23 protein-coding genes are annotated in these 21,280 nt (G+C 57.3%); 14 read left to right on the forward strand and 9 right to left on the reverse strand.

Annotated elements, in window-relative coordinates; translation table 11 throughout:
* Positions 1–200: 200 nt before the first annotated feature.
* The 8 genes from AXG89_RS33540 to AXG89_RS44120 form a co-directional block, all read right to left on the reverse strand.
* Positions 201–659, reverse strand: a complete 459-nt coding sequence (locus tag AXG89_RS33540; protein WP_335672012.1) for a hypothetical protein — start codon at positions 657–659, stop codon at positions 201–203.
* Positions 660–993: 334 nt separating this feature from the next.
* A complete protein-coding gene (locus tag AXG89_RS33545) occupies positions 994–1,383 on the reverse strand; it encodes a DUF7682 family zinc-binding protein (protein ID WP_062174936.1) in 390 nt (129 codons plus the stop codon).
* 50 nt (positions 1,384–1,433) lie between these two features.
* Positions 1,434–1,757 carry a hypothetical protein gene (locus AXG89_RS33550; RefSeq protein WP_069638499.1) on the reverse strand — a complete coding sequence of 108 codons (324 nt, stop codon included), beginning with the start codon at positions 1,755–1,757 and terminating at the stop codon, positions 1,434–1,436.
* Positions 1,754–2,890, reverse strand: a complete 1,137-nt coding sequence (locus AXG89_RS33555; RefSeq protein ID WP_062174937.1) for a phage Gp37/Gp68 family protein — start codon at positions 2,888–2,890, stop codon at positions 1,754–1,756. Before AXG89_RS33555 ends, AXG89_RS33550 begins: the two co-directional genes overlap by 4 nt.
* 43 nt (positions 2,891–2,933) lie before the next feature.
* Positions 2,934–3,569, reverse strand: a complete 636-nt coding sequence (locus AXG89_RS33560) for a hypothetical protein (protein ID WP_162916199.1) — start codon at positions 3,567–3,569, stop codon at positions 2,934–2,936.
* A 60-nt stretch (positions 3,570–3,629) separates the two neighbouring features.
* On the reverse strand, positions 3,630–4,109 hold the full coding sequence (locus AXG89_RS33565) for a hypothetical protein (protein WP_236873615.1): 480 nt from the start codon (positions 4,107–4,109) through the stop codon (positions 3,630–3,632).
* A gap of 68 nt (positions 4,110–4,177) precedes the next feature.
* A complete protein-coding gene (locus tag AXG89_RS44115; protein WP_250645755.1) occupies positions 4,178–4,579 on the reverse strand; it encodes a DUF1173 family protein in 402 nt (133 codons plus the stop codon).
* A gap of 38 nt (positions 4,580–4,617) precedes the next feature.
* Positions 4,618–5,388 carry a DUF1173 family protein gene (locus AXG89_RS44120; RefSeq protein ID WP_062174940.1) on the reverse strand — a complete coding sequence of 257 codons (771 nt, stop codon included), beginning with the start codon at positions 5,386–5,388 and terminating at the stop codon, positions 4,618–4,620.
* Positions 5,389–5,954: 566 nt separating this feature from the next.
* Here AXG89_RS44120 and AXG89_RS33580 point away from each other — a divergent pair.
* From AXG89_RS33580 to AXG89_RS33610, 6 genes are all read left to right on the forward strand, one after another.
* Positions 5,955–6,404, forward strand: a complete 450-nt coding sequence (locus tag AXG89_RS33580) for a hypothetical protein (protein ID WP_062174941.1) — start codon at positions 5,955–5,957, stop codon at positions 6,402–6,404.
* Positions 6,405–6,495: 91 nt separating this feature from the next.
* Positions 6,496–7,290, forward strand: coding sequence for a class 1 isoprenoid biosynthesis enzyme (locus tag AXG89_RS33585; RefSeq protein ID WP_062174942.1), 795 nt, complete (start codon positions 6,496–6,498; stop codon positions 7,288–7,290).
* Positions 7,291–7,351: 61 nt separating this feature from the next.
* The gene (locus AXG89_RS33590) at positions 7,352–10,471 is read left to right on the forward strand and encodes an SNF2-related protein (protein ID WP_062174943.1); all 3,120 of its coding nucleotides are present in this window, start codon (positions 7,352–7,354) and stop codon (positions 10,469–10,471) included.
* Positions 10,468–10,707 (forward strand): hypothetical protein, encoded by a 240-nt coding sequence (locus AXG89_RS33595; RefSeq protein ID WP_062174944.1) that lies wholly within the window; start codon positions 10,468–10,470, stop codon positions 10,705–10,707. The genes AXG89_RS33590 and AXG89_RS33595 overlap by 4 nt, the downstream gene beginning before the upstream one ends.
* A gap of 1,345 nt (positions 10,708–12,052) precedes the next feature.
* Positions 12,053–12,769, forward strand: a complete 717-nt coding sequence (locus tag AXG89_RS33605) for a hypothetical protein (RefSeq protein ID WP_062174945.1) — start codon at positions 12,053–12,055, stop codon at positions 12,767–12,769.
* A 91-nt stretch (positions 12,770–12,860) separates the two neighbouring features.
* Positions 12,861–13,505, forward strand: a complete 645-nt coding sequence (locus AXG89_RS33610) for a hypothetical protein (RefSeq protein WP_062174946.1) — start codon at positions 12,861–12,863, stop codon at positions 13,503–13,505.
* Positions 13,506–14,398: 893 nt separating this feature from the next.
* On the opposite strand, the gene AXG89_RS33620 is transcribed toward AXG89_RS33610, so the two are convergent.
* Positions 14,399–14,848, reverse strand: coding sequence for a DUF6196 family protein (locus tag AXG89_RS33620; protein WP_082771732.1), 450 nt, complete (start codon positions 14,846–14,848; stop codon positions 14,399–14,401).
* Between the two features lie 396 nt (positions 14,849–15,244).
* On the opposite strand from AXG89_RS33620, the gene AXG89_RS33625 reads away from it, so the two are divergent.
* The 8 genes from AXG89_RS33625 to AXG89_RS33655 all read left to right on the forward strand — a co-directional run bounded on the left by AXG89_RS33625 (position 15,245) and on the right by AXG89_RS33655 (position 21,239).
* Complete coding sequence (locus AXG89_RS33625) at positions 15,245–16,990, forward strand: PRTRC system ParB family protein (RefSeq protein ID WP_082771733.1); 1,746 nt, start codon at positions 15,245–15,247, stop codon at positions 16,988–16,990.
* Between the two features lie 86 nt (positions 16,991–17,076).
* Complete coding sequence (locus tag AXG89_RS33630) at positions 17,077–17,550, forward strand: PRTRC system protein E (protein ID WP_062174949.1); 474 nt, start codon at positions 17,077–17,079, stop codon at positions 17,548–17,550.
* Positions 17,551–17,557: 7 nt separating this feature from the next.
* A complete protein-coding gene (locus AXG89_RS33635) occupies positions 17,558–17,776 on the forward strand; it encodes a PRTRC system protein C (protein WP_062174950.1) in 219 nt (72 codons plus the stop codon).
* Complete coding sequence (locus tag AXG89_RS43915; RefSeq protein ID WP_236873616.1) at positions 17,769–17,984, forward strand: hypothetical protein; 216 nt, start codon at positions 17,769–17,771, stop codon at positions 17,982–17,984. Before AXG89_RS33635 ends, AXG89_RS43915 begins: the two co-directional genes overlap by 8 nt.
* A gap of 41 nt (positions 17,985–18,025) precedes the next feature.
* Positions 18,026–19,015 (forward strand): PRTRC system protein F, encoded by a 990-nt coding sequence (locus tag AXG89_RS33640; protein WP_069638504.1) that lies wholly within the window; start codon positions 18,026–18,028, stop codon positions 19,013–19,015.
* Positions 19,016–19,031: 16 nt separating this feature from the next.
* Positions 19,032–19,754 (forward strand): PRTRC system protein B, encoded by a 723-nt coding sequence (locus AXG89_RS33645; protein ID WP_062174952.1) that lies wholly within the window; start codon positions 19,032–19,034, stop codon positions 19,752–19,754.
* A 1-nt stretch (position 19,755) separates the two neighbouring features.
* The gene (locus tag AXG89_RS33650) at positions 19,756–20,397 is read left to right on the forward strand and encodes a PRTRC system protein A (protein ID WP_062174953.1); all 642 of its coding nucleotides are present in this window, start codon (positions 19,756–19,758) and stop codon (positions 20,395–20,397) included.
* The gene (locus tag AXG89_RS33655) at positions 20,394–21,239 is read left to right on the forward strand and encodes a PRTRC system ThiF family protein (protein WP_062174954.1); all 846 of its coding nucleotides are present in this window, start codon (positions 20,394–20,396) and stop codon (positions 21,237–21,239) included. Before AXG89_RS33650 ends, AXG89_RS33655 begins: the two co-directional genes overlap by 4 nt.
* The last annotated feature ends 41 nt before the right edge of the window (positions 21,240–21,280 follow it).

Genomic DNA, 21,280 nt, shown 5'->3' on the forward strand with positions numbered 1-21,280 from the left:
TGGGGGTCATTGGGATTCTCAGGTAAGGCGCCCGGCTAAAGTGCGAGGCGTTGACTCATCATGACGCGTGGGCGGCGTTGTCAAGGAAACGCCTGGCCGACCGTGGCGTGCGGCAAGATAATTGGCGGGAAGGCGAAACGGTGAAGTGCTGGTCAGTTGCGACGGAAAACTCCTGTTTTCCGTCAAAATGTCAGTTAAGGCTACCAGCGGCTGCGCTCGGGCAGATCATCTACAGCGGCGGCGATCCGTGTTTCGAAACTGCAGTCGTCGTCGCCGCCCGTCGCTGGGATGCGCGGAAACTGTACGGAAGCGATGCTGTCGATATAGACGAATTTGGCGAGTTGTACCAACGTCCGGAAACGGGCTGCGTCTTTGAGCACCGGATCGACCGGCCAAAAGTCTCGCATTGTTATTTTACTGTCGACGACTTTTTGAGCGAGCATCCCGAAGATCGGCCCGCGTGTTTCCCAGTCTTCAGTGGTACGCGACAGCAGATCCAGAATGTAGGGAATATCGACTGCAGAGATTTCTTTTCGAGCAAGGTCGAGTAAATCACCTTTCGTTGCAGCGGGTCGATTGAATCGCGTATTCCATATGACACCGGCGCGATCCAGTGCGGCATTCCTGTCAGTTCCGATCGGCTCCCACGGGGTTTGCATTCCGCAGTCTTCGCATGCAATACACACGACCTGCTCGGTCGGCGGTTCTTCGGGCGGACGTGGTTCCGTGTCACCCATTCTCAAGGCGCGTCCAGCACCGGTGCCCCACTTGGATAAATCCAGTTGAGGTCTTGATGGCCTGTCTATCACGCGTTGCGACCAGCCAAAGGACCAATTGCCGCCACAATGAGCGCATGGGAAAAGTTCGTCGGTCATTGGCTAAAAGTTATGATTTCAGTTTCGGCGAATTGTCAGATTAATTGATATCGCCCTGCCTATATTGGCCGAAGAAATGTTCCCACAATTAGCCCAACGTCGAAAGCTTATTTTAATGTCATGCACGTCGATCGGCGATGTGGTTATAGGCTTCATGACTTAAAAGCTGCAATGGTCGAAGCGTTGGTGCGTCAAAAAGTAGACGGTACGAGCGGCCAACAGGAACGGAGATAACCTGTCCCGCACACGAACGCAGGGGCTTTCCATTAAGCGCGAGTGGATGCTCGCCTGCGCTGACCTTGCGAAGGATCTCCCGCGCCTGCTGTTGAACCGCCCGTAGGTGGGTCACCATCGATAGGTCGACGTGATCATCTTCAGCGGCGCGCTGTTTCTTTTCCCGGGCTTTTTCCCGCGCTAGCTTTTCAGTCTGTCTGGATTTTTCTGCGGCCGTGCAGGCGTGACAATACTGGCCTTTGCCGATGTGTCCGCAAGAGAACGTGCGCTTCATAACGTGAATGGTGCGAAATTGGATGATCTCATTGCACCACGAAGGGGGCGCTAGTCAAGCGTCGGAACGTCACTCATTAGTGTGCTTTTCTGAATCGTTTGTCGATCATCGAGCGCGGCGGAGAGGGTGGCGATTAGGTCGTTAGCTTGCGTTAGTCGCTGGTCCAGCCGCGCGATATTCGCCAAGGCCGATGCGTATTGTTCCGAGAGCATTTCGAGCGCCCAGAACGCCGAAAGGGCGGCGCCGCAGTTGCCGCAGGTGACGATGCCGCCGTGGCGGTCGAGCTTGATGTGCCGATGAGCGCATTCGCCTGGTCGGTGAGTGCGCTCGTCCCGGGTGACTCGGAACTTCCTGATATCGACGACCTTGCTCACGCGGTCGCGGGAATCGATGAAGGTGTGGATGCCGCCGCGCTCTCGGGCGACTCATCGTGTTGCCGAGCATCCAGCACGCGTCCCGACGCGCTCTTGCCAAACCATCCCATAACGGCAACGTGCTCGACTATTTGCCCGTTTTTATCGGTTGGCGGTTCGCCGATATGGTTCGACCAGACCCCGTCGTCGTCAACGATCCAGCACAAGCCATGGCTACCTGTTCGGGCATCGACCCAGGCGTGTGCATGGCGCTCTTCGCCGTAATGTGTGTAGTGATCTTCGTTCGCAAACTCGCTCCATTCTCCCCACTGCTTAAACGTGAACGGGACGGCCGCGACGCGACACTGATCGCGGATCGATTTTGGCCATGCGGGATGCATAGGTCGCGCATGGTGCCCGCTCTCGCCGCCCACAATTACCCAATCGATGCCGGCGTCGTATCCTGTCCAACTCCCACGCTCGCCGCAGCGCGGACAGAGTGGCTCATGTTGTCCATGGTCGAGGACGGTTTCGATCTCGCTCTCGAGTACGTACCGAGTATCGAGGCAAACGTCCGGGCAGTGAACGCCGGTGGGCGTCAGAAACCGGCGAAGGTCGATCGGGCCCAGCATTGGCTCGATCGACAAGAAGCGTATCGCCGCAGGGACCTCAAATAATTTTGGGATGTCTCGGTCCGCTTCGGCCTGATTGACGACAGTCGCGCCAATCCAGACGTTGGACCAGCCATCTTCCCAATCTGCGGGCAACATGCTGGGGACGTTGCCGATTCGCTTGGTGAGCAGGAGCCAGTCGAGTTCGGGGGTGTGCCGAATCAACGCGAAAAGGTCCGCGCGCCACTGAGGGTCCACCGCGGTATCGAACACGTCGGCAAGACTCGAGCAGAAGACGCGTTGCCGATGACCGTGCTTGGCGAAGTAGGCTTCGTGTTCCGCGGCCCATTTGCGGGGCTTTGACCAATTGGACGCGCTGGTACGCCGCCGGGGTGCCCCCGCTCCCCAATTGACTGCGACGCCACCAGCAAAGCGGGCATTGCGCGCTTCCGCGTAGCAATTGTCGCACCCAGGGCCGACCTTTTGACAACCTTCCCACGGATTGAACGTATGTGAGGCCCAATCGATCTTGGTGTTTTTCATGCTGTGTTCCTCGCTGGTCGGCGCATGGCATCGGCGCAGACATTCATGCGCGGCCGCCGATTTGAACCGCGGTCGTCAATTGACGGGTGGGCCGATACGCGCCGTCGGAATTTGTCGCGCGCCGAGCGAACAGCGCGTATGCACCGTCCTCTGCTTCCTGGATTTGGAGAAGCATCCATCCGTCACCGGCAGGCGGTGTCGGGATCCACGCGGAAAAATCTAACGCTTCGCTCATTTTTTCTTTGGCATCGAGCGCAAGTGCCTCAGACTCGAGATCGACTAACTTGGTCTCTAATCCAAACGCTCCAAGCAGCTTGTCGAGGCGCACGTCTTCATCGCACGCGGGCAAGCCGGGATGATTGAAAAAGCCCTGATGGTCTCGAACGATCGTCAGGGGAGCAAGTAAGGCGTCGGTGAAACCTTCGAGCGTGGGCTGACCGATTTGAGCCGAGGGAACTGCCGCGCCGGAAGCCTGAAGAAGCGCGTTGTGCCGCATGCCATCGAGAAAGACCGCCTTCGCGAAATCGACAATTTGTTCCGTACGCTGCTCGGGAATCGAGATATGAGCGAGGCCGGCGGCGACGTTTTGAAGATTGATTGTTACCGCCCATGCGGCGAACTCTGCCTCCTGGGTCGACGCTCCAGACGTACATTCACGCATCTGAGATTTCGCGGTCATATCATGTTGTTCTACGTTGTGAAAGTTTTTGGAGTTCATGGGTATTCCTCTTAAGTCGGCCTAGGCCACGGCGTCGGCGAAACCGTCGCTCATGGCAAAGAGGACACGCGAGATCGTGGCGTCGCGTCGATAGGTGGACTCGACGCTCATGAGGTAGGTACGAAAAGCCGCGTCATCGGAAAGAGTGCCGATGATGGGGCGATGGGCGATCCGCACGTCATTGGGAGCGTAGGCGGCTCGTGTCAGCGCCGCATGAGACGCGCTGTCAGGCAGCCACCAACGATTCCAACGAAGCGTAAAGCCCAGCCAGGACGATGCATCGCGCAACTCCTCCCACGTCGCCTGGAAGTCTAGAATCGCCCCGAGAGAACTGAAGAAGACCGTGCGCAGGCACATATCGTCAGCTGCTGCGACGACGATTTGTTTGCGGTTTTCGTCAACCGGGTCAGTGGAGCTGGCCAGCGCGAGTGCGGGATACGCCATTTGCCAATCGGCGCCGCGAGCAACGGCTCGTTGAAGAAAAAACGAAGGGGCGTGCATGGGGTGTCCTCGTTGGTTAGTTAGGCCCGTTTGAGCGCTTCCTTCAACCTACGCCACGCGCCTAAAAGTCAAGCCGCAGCCGGCAAGCGAACCGACGCTAAATGAGCCGGTGGAACCCATTCGATGCAGGGCGTACGGTTTTGGGAGTAGATCGCTTGCTTCTGTTCCTTTCTTCGGCGGTACCCGTCGTGAGATTCCATGCCGTAGACTTCGATTGCCGTTGGCACGGGCGTATCCACCAGTACGAAGTCGGGCAGCATCTCTTCGCCTGGCAGGAGCCGCAAGGGCTTATAGAAGCGCCGACCGTCAGCGACAAGCCGGTTGGCCATCGCGACCTCATAACTGGAATCGCAGGGGATAAACGCTTTACTGCATAGCTGCACGGCGAGATCGATGACGCGTAGATTGCCGTCCTTTGTGCGCTCGAGAAGCAGTACTGCGATGACGCGCGCTTCGGCGTTGCCGATCATCGACCATGCGTAACGAAATGACTTCGCTGCTTTTCCGATCACGTCCTTCGCTGCGAAAACGATTCGAATGTCTGACGGATTTTGACGACAAAGCTGTATTTGGAGGGGTCGATCGATTTTATTTCCGCGATGACGATGCCGCGCTCAGAGGCATCGGCGGTGGTTTGAATGCGCGCAAGAAATTCTTCGAGCTCAGCCTTGATCGCCGTCTGCTGCGATTCTTCGTACCGGCGCATGACATGCACGACCTCCTGGATCGGACGGCCGTTCAGTTTGCCCTCGCCCAACTGCGCGAGCACCCGCGCATTACAGGTGCCCCAGTTTCGCTGGGCGCCACCAGACCATTGATTAAGCCGAGCGTCTGTCCAGATACGCTGCAGGAAACCAAGCAAAGGCGCGCTGCGGCGGCCTGCCGCGCGCGTGGGCGTTGATCCACCGGAAGGCGACACTCGATCAACTGTCCGGACACTCAAGGAAATGTCGAGCTTCGCGTTCAGGCCGTCGGGCGTGTTTCGAATGGCGTCCTGGGCAGTGGCGCCAGATTCGCCACCGGGACTGGACTCGGAGAAGAATGGGCAGGTATTCGCGTCGTGTTTGGCGCCTTCGTCGGGCCAGCGGGCGAGATGGAAGAGTTTCCCGTACCGTCTAATCACCAGTCGCAGCGGTGACGAAACAGACCTTGGTTTGCAGCCGCACACCGCGTAGCCCGGGCTCTTCTTAGCACGTTCTAGGTTCAGTGCAAATCGAGCCGGGTTGTCTTGCACCTCTTCGAGAGGCTGGCTGATACCGTCGAACGATATGAGGGGCATTGGAAGCGCCTATGCGCGGTGGGGTAGTGGTCAAGCAAACAAACACCCGGTCGGTGCAGCGTCGCCGGCCTACCAAATTTTCAACGGTCATGAGGCGGACGAGTGACCGAAACGTGCGAGAAAACATACGCTATTCGGAATCTGCGTAGATCCGAAGCGGGATGCATGAAGCCTTGGACCTACTTCTGACGTATTTCGGTAGAGTCGCTAGACCATAGTCGACCGCTCAATGACCTGGAAGATGCAATGCCGACTCAAGCCATGACTGGCATGGAGACACAGACAGATATCCACAACCTTGCCCACACAATCTGTGGACAACCGCTGCTGGACGGCAAGCCGTGCGAATAGATTTCAACGAAAAGGAGGTGGTTTTTCTAAGCTTTTCGGCAAACGGCGAGGGACCGAAAGCTATAAAGTACCATTTCCAACCCGCGCTTATCTGCGCATCGATACCGCGCCGTTAGGCAGTTCTGACCGCGCATTCCCTTTGATTTTTTTAGACAATCCCGCAGGGGCACAGCCCCTTCGAGGACTTGCGCCTGCATTTTCAAATGGAGAATCACATGCAGGCTTTCAATAACTACACCAAAGTCTGGAGCCAGGTTCAACCTCTCATGAGGGCCAAGCTCACGCTTATACGAAGCGGTCTTGCCGAGCGGATACCCAATCTACTCGGCGAGATATACGAAGGCGGCGATGAAGAGTCCCGTCTGAGCCTAGACATCTTTTCGGACTCGCTGTGCATCATCAGTTTGGATTTCACATTGCTGGATGCAACCGTTAACGGCGAGGAGTCGAACGGATTTGGCATCAGTCTTTCGGTTACTGGTTATGCGGCACTTGCGCTGGGCGGATACATGCCCAAGGCGTACACGCCAGAGGCGTTCACTGACGACGTTTCTGAAATCGTCGACCGTATAGAAGCGCTCGACACAGAAGCGTTCGTGCAGCACGTGTGCGACGAGGCGCTCACCCACGAAGGGTTGCTGCGTGAAATCGCTCAAGCTGGTTAAGCGATTCACTTTTAGAGTTTTCTTCAATTATCCCGCAGGGGCACCGCCCCCTGTGGGCGTGCGCCTGCTCATTTCCTTTTTGGAGATCTGCATGTTCACAAATCTGGTTCATCTGTTCAAAACGGCGCAGGACGCGGCCGAACGCGCTTATGGCAATGTCCTGGCAGCGGAAAAAGAAGCCTTCGCTGATCTTGGCGCGGGGTACACCGCCATGAACACCCGAAGTTCCTACGCTACTGAACGGGAGTTGCAGGAGTTCTGCAGCCGCCTCACCGGGCGCTTGGTGATGGAGGCATCCCGCAAGTTCGCGCCTGGATCCGGGCGGCTCGATATCGATAAAGATGCCGAGCTCAAGCGATTCGGCTTGGATGTCGGAAAGGTGCTCGAAGCGGGGAAGCTTCCAGATCTCGACGGCTTTTGGCAACACCTTGAGAAGACTTACGCGGGCGATGCCGGCCGTGAGGTCGCGTTTTCACAAGCTGCGAAGGCGATCATCAACGGCTTCTGGTTGAAGCCCGACTCGCAGATCAAGCGCACGAGCAGTGCTGTCGTGCTTGAAAAGCGCGTCTCGTCCGAAGTGTCTTTCCGCTCTTCCGGGAAACGACGCATTCACTATGGATCGACGCAAACTCTTGCGCTGACGTTTGACGGGTTAGCGACGTTTGCGTTCAAGCACGAGTTCGGCGCTTTGGGCCAGCACCTCAAGCACTGCAACGTGAGCGATCTCGAATTCGAAACCCGCCAAAAGATGTCCTTCAACGGACTTGACGTCGTGATGTTCAACGACAAATGGCAGTTCAAGTTCTCGCATCAGGTCGGTGACGCCTTGTCACTGTTCGTGAGCGAGTACGGCGCTGAACATCTTGCTTCGCGCGACCGGTACTGACCGGCGTGCTTTTCCTTTCTGACCCGCTTCGGCGGGTCTTTTCATTTGTGGAGTGTCATTCATGCAGAGAGATCTGTTTTCGTTTGTGCCCGATTGGTACGCGCCGCTTCGGTCGACCGTGAGCTTGGGTTCACAGGCCGCGCCGGTCGCGCACCAAGGGGAGCTTCACGCCGCGAGGCGCTTGCACCTTGGCCAGTTCTTCACGCCGGATGCCTTGGCCGCGTTCATGTGGAGTTTCGTGAGCGGCTGGAATATTCCCCGAAAAATCCGCATCCTGGACAATTCGGTGGGGTCGGGGCGCCTGTTGCAGTTTGCAGATCCCGAGCAGCACGCGGTGTATGGGATCGACGTTCATGCCGACGTCATATCTCGATGTCAGAGCACGTTCGAGGCGGCAGGTTTCGAGTGCGTATTTCGGCAAGCCGGGATGGAGGATATCCAACCGACCCGCTTCGATATCGCCCTCATCAATCCGCCGTTTTCGATCCACCTCGAATCGCCGCACCTGAAGCCGTTCGCTTGCACGACGTGGGGCCGGTACGGCGCTCATACGAGCGCGTTGAGTCACGAATATGCGGTGTATCAGGCGCTTGACGCGGCCAACATCGTTGTTGCGCTGTTGCCATTGACTACCGCGCAAGCGATGGTCACGGGCGATCGGGATGATGAAGCGGCGCGGCGCGCTGCTGGTCTGTTCGAGTTGCCGCCCGATGCCTTCAAGGAAGAGGGTGCAAACGTGCGAACCGCTATCGTGGTGTTTGATCGATATCGCAGTCGGCCGCACAGTTGTATCAGCACGGTCGTCTCTGACCTGAACTGCGCCGCGCCGGACCTCGGCCTGCACTACGAGGATCGAACCTTTGGCGAAGCGAGACTGAGGCTGCAAAAGCTTGACGACAGCGAGCCATTCATCACTCGGCCGGTCACGGGCGACACCGCGGTCGCGATCTCGCACGATGGCCGCAAGATTCGCCTCGGGTTTGCCTGTGGATTTACCGAAGCGATGGTACTCAATCGCGTCCTTCACTCTCGCATCTATTCGCGCGACGGTCATCGACTGCCGCGTGGTTTTCGGTATGCGGGTCAAGGGTTGCTGGACATGGAGACGTATCTCGTCCAGCCAAACCCATTGACTGCGCTCGATGAGCTATTCGGAAGGATCCGCGCTGCGGGTGGCGTGCCGATGTTCAAACCTGGCTTTCTTGAGCACTTTGCACGACGGGTGAGACGCAGCGAGCGGCAGGCAACGCCGCTTCGACACGTCGCATGGACCACCGGTACAGGGTCGCTCGACTCGGTCACGGGGACCGCCAAGCAAACGCATGTCGTCGATGCGACCAAGTGGGGCAGCCCACTCATCAAAGCCGGCCAAGATGTGGCTTTCACGCGCGATGACGATGGTCGTTACCGCTACGCTGTGCATGGCACGTCTTATTGGCTCTCTGTCGACGAGTTGAACGCGCGGTTTGCGGTCGACAATGTGTCCGAGGGCTGGGAGGTCGTGCACGAAGGGCTGTTAGCAAAGTATCCGCAACAGGCTAACGCGTTGCGCAGCAGAGTCGAAGCACTGGGAATTGATCGATGGCTCGATTGGGAATTCCAGACGGATGACCTGATCGAAACGCTTCTGAAGCCGTCAGGCTGCGTCATCGCGTGGGAGCAGGGTTGCGGAAAGTCCAGGCTTTCCATCGCACTGATTCTCGCATCGGGCGTCAAGCACGGTCTCATCGTTGTGGAATCTCGATTGATCGAAGAGATGCTCAGCGAAATCGCCTTGCTGCCGATATCGCCGGATGAGGTGAAGGTTATCGGGAGCGCAGACGATCTGGTTGAACTGAAGCGCATCAATCTGATCTCTTACGAGCGATTGCGGATGCCGGTCGATAGGGCAGGTTCGAAGCGTGTTACATACGCGCATCGGCTTCGCCGGCGGATTGGTTTGCTGGTCGCCGATGAAGGCGAAAGGCTTGCCAACCCAACGAGCGACCAAAGCCAAGCGCTTTGGGAGCTTTCGGCACGGCGTCGTTTCGTGCTCACGGGGTCGCCAATCCCCAACTACCCAAGAGACGCCTTTGGGCTGATCGCATTTACGGGTGGTGACGGGACCGCGGCGCAGCGGTATGGCTACAGGGTCGGCTACCTCGAGCCGAACTGGATCAAGTCGGTCGAGTATGCGATGCGAGGCGTTGACCGGTTTCGCGATGATTTCGTCGTGCTTGAGTGGGTGACGTGGCAATTTGCGGAGAGCCTGCAGGAAGGGGCGAAACGCGAGGTGCCTAAGATCGGGAACCTTCACGGCTATCGGGCAATGCTGGCGCCGCATATCAAGCGGCGGCTGGTTGCTGAACCCGAGGTTGCGAAGTACATCCAAATCGATCCGCCCGAGTTCGAGGTGAACACGGTGCAGTGGGACCGCGAGCACTTGGCGGTATACCTGCGTGCGGCCGACGAGTTTGCGGACTGGTACCGCCAATCAAGGAGCGACACGAAAGCGTGCAATCTCGTGACGATCCTCGCGCGCATTCGCGCAGTGCACTTCGCCGCCAACTATCCGCAGTTCGGCATGGAAGGTGTCGATGGTGTGCTTCGCTTGACCAGCAAGCAACGTGCGGTGATTGCGAGGATGAAGGCCATTGCGCAGGAAGGCAAAAAGGCAATTGTTTTCGCCGAGAACCCGGGCGTGCTTGATCTGATCGCGCGCGAGCTCGGCGCGGACGGCGTGGAGACTGTACGTTTTCATGGCGAAATCCCAATCAAGAAGCGCGTGGCCGACAAGGACAAGCGGTTTTTGACGGGGTCGGCGACGGGCCTACTCGCAACCAAAGCATCGGGGCGAGCGGGCTACAACCTGCCCAACGCTGACTACATCCTGTTCTATGACCGGTCGTGGACGTGGCGCATCGAATACCAGGCGATGCGACGTGCATTGCGCTGGAATCGCAAAGGCGTCTTGAAGGTCGAGTACTTTCATTTGCCGGGAAGCATCGATGTCTACCAGGACCAGATGGTTGCGCACAAACGCGATGCAACGCAGGCGGGACTGGACTGGACGACACCGGAACTTGAAGACGAGACGTTTCTGCACATGGACTCGTTGCTTGACCGGTTCGTCGATGATCTGGCGCTTCTCGCTGACGCAACAGCCGGCGAAATGCGCAAACTGTTAAAGGAGGCTGCATGAAAAGTACGAATGTGGATGTTGTGGTCGGTGAAAGCACGGTCACGGTTAAGCGTGAAGGATCAAACCGGGCGGTGCTGGCCAAGATTCTCGGCACGGTGCAAGCCGACGGGATCGAGGTGATCTGCCTCGACCGGTTGGTACACGAGAGCCATGAGTCGAAGTTTGGCGAGTGGGCGCTTGCAGGGGCGGTGACGACGCTTCTGTCTCGGCCGATCGCAACTGCGGTTGCGGTGTAAGATTGGATCGGCAGCTGACCACTGCCATAGTGTCCTTTTGTCAAAACCCGGCCTAATGCCGGGTTTTTTTTGCCTCCGCCTTTGAGGGAACCTATCGACAAGTAGGTCAGTATGTGCAACTTCTTGCGTTGTCTCGGTAAAAAGTTGTGGTGACGATTCGTGCTAAGGCCTATATGTTGGGATGTAGCGTGTTGCGGGGAGGCGCGGAAAAGCTAAAGAAGGCGTCAAATGCCTCAGTGTTCAGTTTACGCATATTTTTCGCATGCCGGCAAGGTTGGACTATGCCCTTCCATTCCTACCGGACGCTGTCACGATGACAATATCTGTACCCGAGCTGGAATGCCCTAGTGAGATGGATCGCGCCGGTATGCGGTGTGGACTCCCCTACGGCCACCGCGTCATCTGCCACTTGCGACCATAGGCGACGGAGCTTGGTCCTTGCTCAAAAGGGCTGGAGTGCTGCTTTTGCACGATTGCGCCCTCGCGGCGCGATATGTTGCCCATTCACCAACGCCGGCGATCGTTACAGTCGTGCCAACGGCAATCTTCGCGGTGCCGCTCTTCCCATTCACGCCGGCGCCACTCCCTTTCACGCCAATCGGGCCCGTAATAGGTCCCTGGGGGACCGTAAGATGAAGCTCCTGGCGGCACACCATAGATAACGGGCGGCGCACCGTAGACCACTGGAGGCGCGCCGTACACGACAGGCGGGGCTTCATAGATCACCGGCGGTGGTCCGTACACGACCGGGGGCGGCGCATACCGCGGTGCAGGCGCGTAGATTCCCACACCGACGTCGATATGTGCCGATGCAGGCACCGATATGCATAACGAGGCAATTAACATCATCGCCCACGACGCTAGCTTCAACTTTGTAATCACTGATAATCCTCGGACACGATGAAGCCTTTTTAGAGCCGATGCGGCGGCGAAATGTAAGCCAAGGGGGCCAAACCCAGCTCACGCCCACGATTAGTTAACGGCACGACACCGTGAGCGTGGACAAGGCGAGCTGTTAGAAATGTAAGTAAATGTCTGAGCGTGCCTCTCTCCAAATACGGGATCGGAGATGATTCCGGTTATACGTTGGCAAGGAGCGGTCAGACGCGGACCATAGGCTCAGGGGATGATCGTTGAGGCTGGCAGTTGAGGGCTGGTCTGTTGATCTTGACGGCGCATCGACCCCTACGGCACCTGTCGGCCCGATCGAAGCGTTGTTGCGACATGTGTTGAGCGAATCGCGAGAGTCCCGAGTCGGCCACTTTCGGACATTCGGCAGCCGACCGAGGATTGGCGACAATTGTTAAACTCGCAACAGGAAAACGTCTCACCGGGTGGAATCGGAATGAGTTACGCCAAGGAATTCTTTGACCTTCAGCTCAAGTTCGCCGGAAGAGTCTCGGAGCTAGGACCCATCGCGTTGCCGGTGGCTCTTCTTGACTTCACGAATCTGTACGTGCGGTTCGTTGGTGATCGAAAATTCGATAGCAATAGTCCGGTCTGGACAGCTTATGTGGCAGGGTTGGGGCGCGAGACCGATCTACGCGAATGGACGTACCGCTTTTACCGTCATCTGCCCCATCGGGTTCAGCCCGCAACGGTTGTCGCGACGTTCGGATGTTTCTCGTACGCTATTGAGGATGCGGACCGAATTCGGCTTCATTTCCATAACGCCGATGAGGAGCGTTATGCTCCATTGAGCGAGGAGCGCTTGGCCTCCCGGTTATCTGAGCTGACTTCGCTTATAAACCACGTCCGCTCACAGCACAGGGAGGTCAGGCGAGTAGCCGGGGTCTCGTGGCTATACAACTTGCCAGCCTATAGACGGTTATTTCCTGAGTGCTACATCGCGACGGCGACGGTGGCAGAAAACAGGTTCCGCAATATGCCCCTCTGGGGGCAATTTCTGAACCGCCATGGGCACATTAGGAAAGACGCTGTGGCGCTATTCACTCGGCGGCTTACCGACCAGACCAGCATGAATGAGCTTGCACAATGTTTCCCGCTACAACCGCTTTCCGTAGCCGCGTCGATCGAAGCTTTCCACCAGTTCTATGCATAGAACTAACTTTGGCAACCGGCCAGACGCGGTCATTGGACTGATGGTGCTAGATTGACGACAATCTGAAGCACCAAACTTTGGGCAATCCGACATGATTGTTAAGTTCATCCTCGAAATCATCGATGCAGCCACGGCATGCCCTTCAAAGAGCTTTGCGATCGAACTGCCAGATCCGTCTGTCATTTCCTCTTTACTGGAGGACGAAGGGTTTGATGCACGTTGTGTCTATGAGTTAGACGCCCACGAGGCGACTAGAATCTCAGCGCATTTCGGTTTCTCGGTTGGAGAATCGGCCTCAGCGATTCTGAGACCCCGTCATTGGCTTGATGACCTTCCTTACCAAGTCCACACAAATCGGGAGCTTGCGCTGATGCTAGACGGTGTCAAACCCTTTGCCGCTTTCGCCGGCGAATATCCACCGCTGACGGACGTCAGTGTGATTCCAGAGCGGCTACTCGACCGTTATGTGGCGGCTGGACGATTTGTAAAGAGAGAGTACGTCGGAATGAAGGTTTTCAGAGGCCACCGTACAAGACGCGTATTGTATGCGCGACCTGACGAAGCGTGGCGGATTGACGCCTATATACTTCTTCTGCATACAGGAGAAGTAACTGGCTGGAACGAATCGCTTGAACGCATGGAGGGGTTCCTTCTAGGTTACGAGGAGTGGCAGGCAGACGCATACATTCGCGCGGCCAAGGCACGAACGGGTGCGAGCCAGCAAAATACTTCATGACTGGCGACGGTAGTAAATTGCTGTTCCTCCCGCCATAGGGTACATCGAATGTCTCGTCTTGCGGAATTCGACTGATTGCTCACGGTCGCCTGCGGAATTTCGACATGGGACCGGGTTCGGCCGCAAGCGGTCCTTCAATACCGTGACTTAGATCGTTGACAGCAAATGGAAAATCGTTTCTTAAATTGGCTAATCGACTTGGGCTATACCTTTTACGAGAATCCTTCCTTGCTGGTCAACCACGTAAAAAACCTTTATTGATTCACCTGGATTTGCATGAAAACTCGCGGGATATTCTACGTCTAGCCCTTCGACGCGAAATACGAACGACTGCTTCATTAAGAAGCCGCCTTTGGGGCCAGGCCTAAGCCACGAAAGTTTATCGATAGTCACAACTGCTTGACGTATCGGGGGGATCGGCGACGCCACGTTCACCCTAAATGCCGGAACGATCGCAAGGTGCCACGTCGTTAGAAACAGCGCGAGTGCTACTAAAAGGGCAGCCACCACTCCGAGTGGTCTTGCCCCTGTGCCTAACGCTTCGCGCACATATATGCGCAGCGCTAAAAGCCGGTTTTCCCTACCCGAACGAACCATGGGGTCACGGAAATTTGTCATTATCCAAACGTAAATTTTCGGTGTTGTGCATACCGCTTAACGGCAAATGCTTCCCTTTCTGAAGGCATCGCAAAATTTGAGATATCACTGTCGGGGATGGCCGTTATCGAGAAACTTCGCTGTCCCTTGTGGGTCGGCTAGAGTCGGTCGCGGAAAGCCCGCTCAGATTCTGAGCGGAGCGTTTTGCGAAACTTGATTGAAATACATCACGGCCGAGTGCCGGGTTTATGTCGTCGGTGGTTTCGACGGCATCGAAGTGTGTGGCAAGGCGAAATCTATTCTTCCAATGCGTTTGCAGGGTGGATCAAAAGTTCCACTTCTTCGAATATTTCGTGTGCCAGGACAGCAGGTACTCCCCAGTAGTCGAAAATGCCTCCGTCCGCACTATTTTGTCCGCATGTCACGAAGACTCCAGTTCCGAACTTCCGCTTGAGGTGCGTCGCGAGCCATCCTACGAACCCACTGTTATCCGCACCCTTTGGAAAGTGAAATCGAAAGACCCCGAAAAGGTCTGGACCATGAATTTCACACGGAACAAGTTGACTCCAGATATTGTCGTCGCGCACCAGCGCAAGAGCATCAGCACGTGCAGCGCTTGGAAACGAGCCGAGTGCAAACTCTTCAAAGGCATAGAGACCTGGATACAATTTAAGGCGCGCAACCTTCATTACGGTGCGAAGGCGCAACTCGGTTTGGATAGGAGATTCATGTGAAATATCGACCATCAAATGCTCCGAGAAAGGAAAGCACGCGGCTGTCTCTTTTGACTTTTCGAGCAGCGAAGGTCGCTAGTATCCATCGAAACGAAAGGGATCATCTTCGTCGGATACCAAATTCACTTGTCACGAAGAGCAGAGAATGAGGTCTCGGATTGTGATTGTCGTACCAATGCTGTCGCGCAGCGGCAGTTGTGCGCAGTCCAGGAGGCTCACCGAAAGACACCATGTTTTGACCACCTTTCTGATCTAGGCGGGCAGATGTAGCAGGTATTGTTTCACTATCACCCGCGTCCCTGACGCATCGACCGTCGCCGATCACCTCGGCCAAACCTCTCTTTTCGTTGTTCAACCCTTCGGGAACCTCTCCCGAACGGGCAGGTTCCCATTTTGGAGACCTGTCCCATGCAACAACCTACCGCCGTCGAGCAGCAAACTCCCGCAAGCGCCGCATTCGTGGCTTCCTTGCTGGCTCAGAAGCAGCCGACATTGCCCCTGAAAGTCATCGTCGTTCGATCAAACCCGCGCAAGTACTTCGACCCTGCCGAAATGGCCGAGTTGGTGGCGTCCGTTCAGGTGAAAGGCGTCTGTACCCCGATCATCGTGCGTCTGGACGAAGACGGTGTCGTGGTCCTGATCGCCGGCGAACGCAGATACAGAGCCGCGATGATTGCTCACGGGGAAGATTACGAGATCCCCGTTACGCTAAAGGAAGTCGATGAGGCCGAAGCGAAGCAGCTCGCCCTTATCGAAAACGTGCAGCGCGCCAACATGGCGCCGTCCGAAGAAGCCATTGCTGCGGCCGAGCAAGTTGGCATCTGTAAGGGCGATCGCGAGGAAGCGGCGCGCATGATTGGCTGGTCGCTCGCGACTCTCGAAGCGCGACTTGCGCTCATGAACTGCAGCAACGGCGTGTTGGAAGCGCTGAACACCCGCACGATCAAACTCGGTCATGCTGAGTTGCTTGCGGCGCTTCCCAAAGAGACACAGGATAAGTTGCTGCCTGTGATCATCAAGGAAGGCAAATCGGTCGGCGAAATCAAGAAAACGATCGAACAGGTTGCTTGCTCCCTGTCCGCCGCGATCTTCGACAAAACCGATTGCGCAGGCTGCCACCACAATTCGGCCAATCAGGGCGAAATGTTCGGCGAAGCGATCACGACGGGAAACTGTACGAATCGCGCCTGCTACAACGAGAAGAGCGAGCACCAGCTCGCATCGGTTGTGACGGGGTTGCGCGACGAGTACCCGGTCGTTCGCATCGTGCGCGCGGGCGATAACGAAACGCGCGTTCAGTTGGCAGTCGACGGCCCTAAAGGCGTCGGCGCGGAACAGGCGATCGCCTGCCACGCGTGCCAAAACTACGGTGCGGCGGTCAGTGGCCTGCCTGATTCGATGGGCAAGGTCTACAAGGGCCAGTGCTTCGACACCGTCTGCAACATGAAGAAGGTGGCCGCACGCCTGCAGGCTGAGAAAGCTGCAAGCCAGCCTGTGGTGGCCGAAGCGAAATCCGGTACCGGTGCTCGCGCAGTCCCGGCGAAGAAAACCGCCGGTGCAACGGGCTCCATTGCTCCTTCCACTAACCCTTCCGTCACAACGGTTGCCGAGTCCGACAAGATGAAGACGTATCGCGTCGCACTTTGGCGCAAAGCGTTGCGTCGCGAAGTCGGTCGTGATCCGGCGACGGCGCGCAAATACCTGATCGCCATCGTGCTTTCAGGTAACGCGCGCTGCATCGAGGAGCAGACGTTCTCCGGCATCTGGGAAAAGATGACTGAAGAACGCATCCCCTCGAAGGACGTGACGAAATCGGTGACAGCGGTGCAAGCCGCGTCGGACGAGACGCTCGACAAGGCCATGATTGGCATCGCTGTGGCTGCGATCGAAGGGTTGGACGTCAGTTACCTCACCCAACTATGCAAGCACCACAAGCTCGATCTGGGTCTGCACTGGAAGCTCTGCAAGGAGTTTCTTGAACTGATCACGAAGTCGGAAATGATGGTGGTCGCCAACGAGCTCGGTCTTCAGGCCGCGCTTGGCGACAACTTTAAGAAAGTCTTCGGCAAGTCCAAAACCGAGGTCATCGACGCGCTTCTTGCCGTCGAAGGCTTTGACTACACGGGCAAGCTGCCGAAGGTGCTCAAGTATTAACCCGCGCGTTTCTGCGCATCGACCGGCTGTTCCATCTCGTTCAGACCGCCCTTGTGGCGGTCTTTTTATTTCTTAGGAGTTTTCCCATGTTTGTTTCTCTCGAACCGCTGCTGCGCAGCTGCACGAAGCTCACGCTTTCGTTGCAGATGAAAGGCGACGATGTTGTGGTGTTCGTCAAGCCGGAAGGCTCGGCGAAAGATGTCGCGATGCTGCAACCGCTCGTGCTGACCGCTTCGGCAGCCGAGCTCGATGCCGGTTTTGCAGATGCGCTCGCTGCTTACACGGGTGTGCGCGCGTCGCTCGCCGACCAGGTCGCGGCAACCACCGCGATTCTTGAAGCTGCCCAAACGACGCAAGTCTCCAAGGCGACGAAAGCGCTGACGGGCGGCAAAGTGAAACCTGCGGCCGCCGCCAAACCGTCTTTCGACAACGAATCGGACGAAGACGAGGCGGATGACAACGCTGAGGGCGAGCAAAGCACCGCTACCACCGCAGCAACATCGACCGCCGCGCCGGCAGTAGAAAAATCCGGCACCGACCTGACTTCACTTTTCGACTGAGGTTCACATGTCCATTGCTATTGCCAAGCTGCTTCGCGAGTTTGTCTACAACGGCGTGAATCTGGCCGATCCTGGACCGACCTTCACGCCGGATGAAGTCCGCGACCTTTACTCCGCGCAGTATCCGGAGCTGACCACAGCCGCCATCGACGGCCCGGAGTACTCGGGCGAGGTGATGCGGTTCAAGTTCGTGCGCGCGGCCGGTGCCAAAGGCTCCCATGCGTGAGCGCGAGTTACTCAAGGCGTTATCCGACCCGGACAACGCTACATCCACTAACGAGCCGCCCGGAAGGGCGGTTTTTTTTCATGACAAGGAGATCGGTGAATGCTCTTCGATCCTCAGCACGCTGGTGCACTCATCGCTGTCGCGGGCGCCCAATGGCAATCGAAACGCGCTGCCGCTGCCGGACGTGGACCTGCCCATGGTTTTCTGACGCTGCCGGCCATTGCCTCCGGGGTTCCGACCTCGGCGGTAATGCGCTGGCGGGCGGAACAGGATGTCTGCCGTTTGATTTACGACCAGTTCGTCACGGGCCCCATACGGGCACGTGACGTTCCCGGATTCTCGAGCGCCGGCCAGGCGTTTGTCCGAGGCTTTTTTGCCTGGGCGAAGCGGGAAATGCCACGGCTCAAGTGCCTCAACTTCAACTTTGTGATCCACGACGTCGAAGCCGTGCGCGAGCAGATGCAGTATCAGTACGACTCGCGTGACTTCGAGCCCACTTCGCCTCTGTATCTCGGTATCGAAATGCAGGAAGAAAACATCTTCGATATCGGCGAGAAGGTGGCGCAGCTTCGCGCTGCCCACCCGCGATTGGTCTCGACCACGATGGCATTGATCAATCGTGCGATGGGCCGAACGATCTGGGTTCGAACGCCGGATGAGTTTCTCGGGATGTTTTCCTCGTATTACTGGGACGGCGACAGCAAGGCGTCTGATGAGGACGTGCTTGAAATCCTCAAGGATCGCTTTGGCGACGATGAAGCGGAGTTGGAAAACTACCTTCCTTCGGTGGTCCGCGCCGAGCTTTGTCCGAGCGACATGGACGTCGGCCGGTACAACCGAAAGACGCACCGGTTTTCTCTTACGCCTGCGCTCAGTGCCGCGTCACTGCGGCAATTACACGAGTGCGGTCCTCGTTCGGTGCGGCGCATCTGCCGAGAGCTCGAAGCATTGACGCTCCTGCTCAAAATCAGCCGGCCGCGGTGTCTTTTCGATCTGCAAGCGAGACCTGAGTGTGCGTATGCCGCAGCGACGCTGATCGCCTGTGACAGTCCGCGAATCAGCCAGCTGCTCGATGACCACTATGAGCACCTGTCTCAAAGCGGTGAAGGCTCGACGTTTTACGGCTTCATTCCCTTTGCTTCTACGCCCGATGCGATCCGCAAGCAGTACGCGGACTGGTCGAAGGCATTTTCTATTCTTGGCCAACTGGACCGCGTCATCGCGGCTCTTGCGGCATAACCAATCGGAGCTTCATATGAAAGGTTTGGATATCGGCTCGGATCGCCGGGAAGAGGTGTGCGCCACCAGCGCCATCCTGCTTTATAGCGGCCGGGATCAGACGGCGCACTACGGGACGGTGCATCCGATCAACCCTGGAAAGGGCGGTCGGGCATCGATCGGCGCGGGTCGGCCAATCGATCGAGCAGCGCTTCTGAAATGCCTGACGGAACTGTCGCAAAACGCGGCACCGAGAGCCGAGTTTCTTCCAGAAACAGTGCTCGCGGTGTCGCAAGACGCGGTGACGTGGTGGTGTAGACCGGGGATGCGACGCGTGTTCTTCGATTGCCCGGAAATCGGCAAGCGAAGCGCGATCGTGCCGCATCCGGGTTTGGTGTTCAGAGCAGCGTCGAACGGATTCAGCGTGTTCGCGCTGAAAGAAGACAGCCGCCCAACCCCGGCTTCGACGCTGCATGAACCGCCTTACTTTAACACCTGGGATTTTGGAAAGATTTGCATCGGATCGGCTCATGTTCCGAAGCGAATCGACGTTTCCTCGATCGCCGGCTGGGAGAGCGGCTTTTTCGAGTCGGCGTTCACGCACCCCAATCACGGTAGCAAGCGTGTTTCCTATCCCAAAGGTGAATTTGCCTTCTGGAAGGCGATGCTCGACGGCACGTTCGGCGAGCAATTTCCCAAGAAGTCACTTGTTTCCATGAAATTTACTCTCGGCGCACTGATCGCCGGCAAGGAGCGTTGATATGAATGCAGCAGATAGCGTGTTGCAACGCTCGTTTCCGACGGTCATGGTTCCCCGGCGGGAGCCGCTTGGTCCCATGGCCTCGGCCGGCGAGCGGTTGCTGGTTGCTGAAAACGGCGTATTTCTTGAGATCAGCCTTCCGTGGATCTCACTCGTGCGGCGCGTCGCCAGTTTCACGGCGCCGATTCCGATTCCGTATGGCAGCGTAGAAGAGCATACGAACCTGATTTGTGGTCGTGTGCCCGAAGAGCTGATTGGTGAGTTTGTTGCGATGGCGCGCGCTGCGTACCCCAACGAAACCGGATCATGGATCGTTTGGAGCACCAGGACGCATCAGTTTCGGCTTCTGCCAATGGAGATCCTCTCGCAGTCGAGCGGGTCATTGCAGTACGACCGGCCGGAACGCCACGACGATGAGGTGTTGATCATCGACTGCCATTCACATGGCCGGCATCCGGCGTATTTCTCGAGCATTGACAACGAAGACGACAAGCACGACACCAAGTTTTCGCTTGTCGTTGGAAATTGCGCCGCGCACGTGCCCAGTTTCGCATTTCGGCTGTGCGCGAAAGGCATCTTCGAGGAAGTCGAGCGCGTACCGGCTGCGTGGTACCGGGTCAGCAAGTTGGCGGGGGCTGTATGAGCGAAGCTATGAAGGCTCGTCACCCGATCCCGTCGCATATGTTGTCGCGGCCCTGGCAAGTGATCGTGGTGGGCGCCGGCGGCACCGGAAGCGCGGTGTTGCCGAGTCTCGCTCGGTTGCACCACGCGATGGTGGAGCTCGGCCATCCGGGTGGCATCGATTGCACCGTGTTCGATGACGACACGGTGAGTCCCACCAACGTTGGCCGACAAGGCTTTTATCCGAACGACGTGGGCGAATACAAAGCTTCGCTCATCGTCAATCGGTTGAACGCGTTGATGGGTACCAACTGGCGTGCCGAGACGCAGCGGTTCACGAAAAATGTGAATTGCTACAGCGCAGACCTGATCATTGGTTGCGTGGATACGCGTGCGGCGCGGGGAGCGATTGTTGAGGCCGCCCGCAACGCCAACGTCTATTACCTCGACTGCGGGAATGACACGGACCGTGGCCAAGTGGTGATCGGCCAGCTGATGGCGTTGAGCGAAGCCAAGAAAAGACCGGAGCGGTTGCCGCATGTGGGCGAACTGTTTCCGGACCTGATCGACGCTGCGCTCGACGCAACGGATGAAACGCCGTCCTGTTCGATGGCCGACGCACTGCGCAAGCAGTCGTTGGTAATCAATCAGGCGATCGCGGTTCAGGCGTTCAACCTCTTGTGGATGATGTTTCGGACGGGCGCGGTGCCGTTTTCGGGCGTGTTCGTGAACCTCGCAACGGGGAGAACGAACCCGATTCCGATCGACCCCGCGGCCTGGGCCCGTTTTGGCTACACGTACGTGGCGCGCAAAGCACGGAAGAAGAAGCTTCGGAAAGGCGAGGCCGAACCTATCCCGTGGTAATCGTCTTTATCTGTTTGTAATCTGCCGACTCCCTTCAAGGA

Source organism: Burkholderia sp. PAMC 26561 (assembly GCF_001557535.2).
Lineage (GTDB): Bacteria > Pseudomonadota > Gammaproteobacteria > Burkholderiales > Burkholderiaceae > Caballeronia.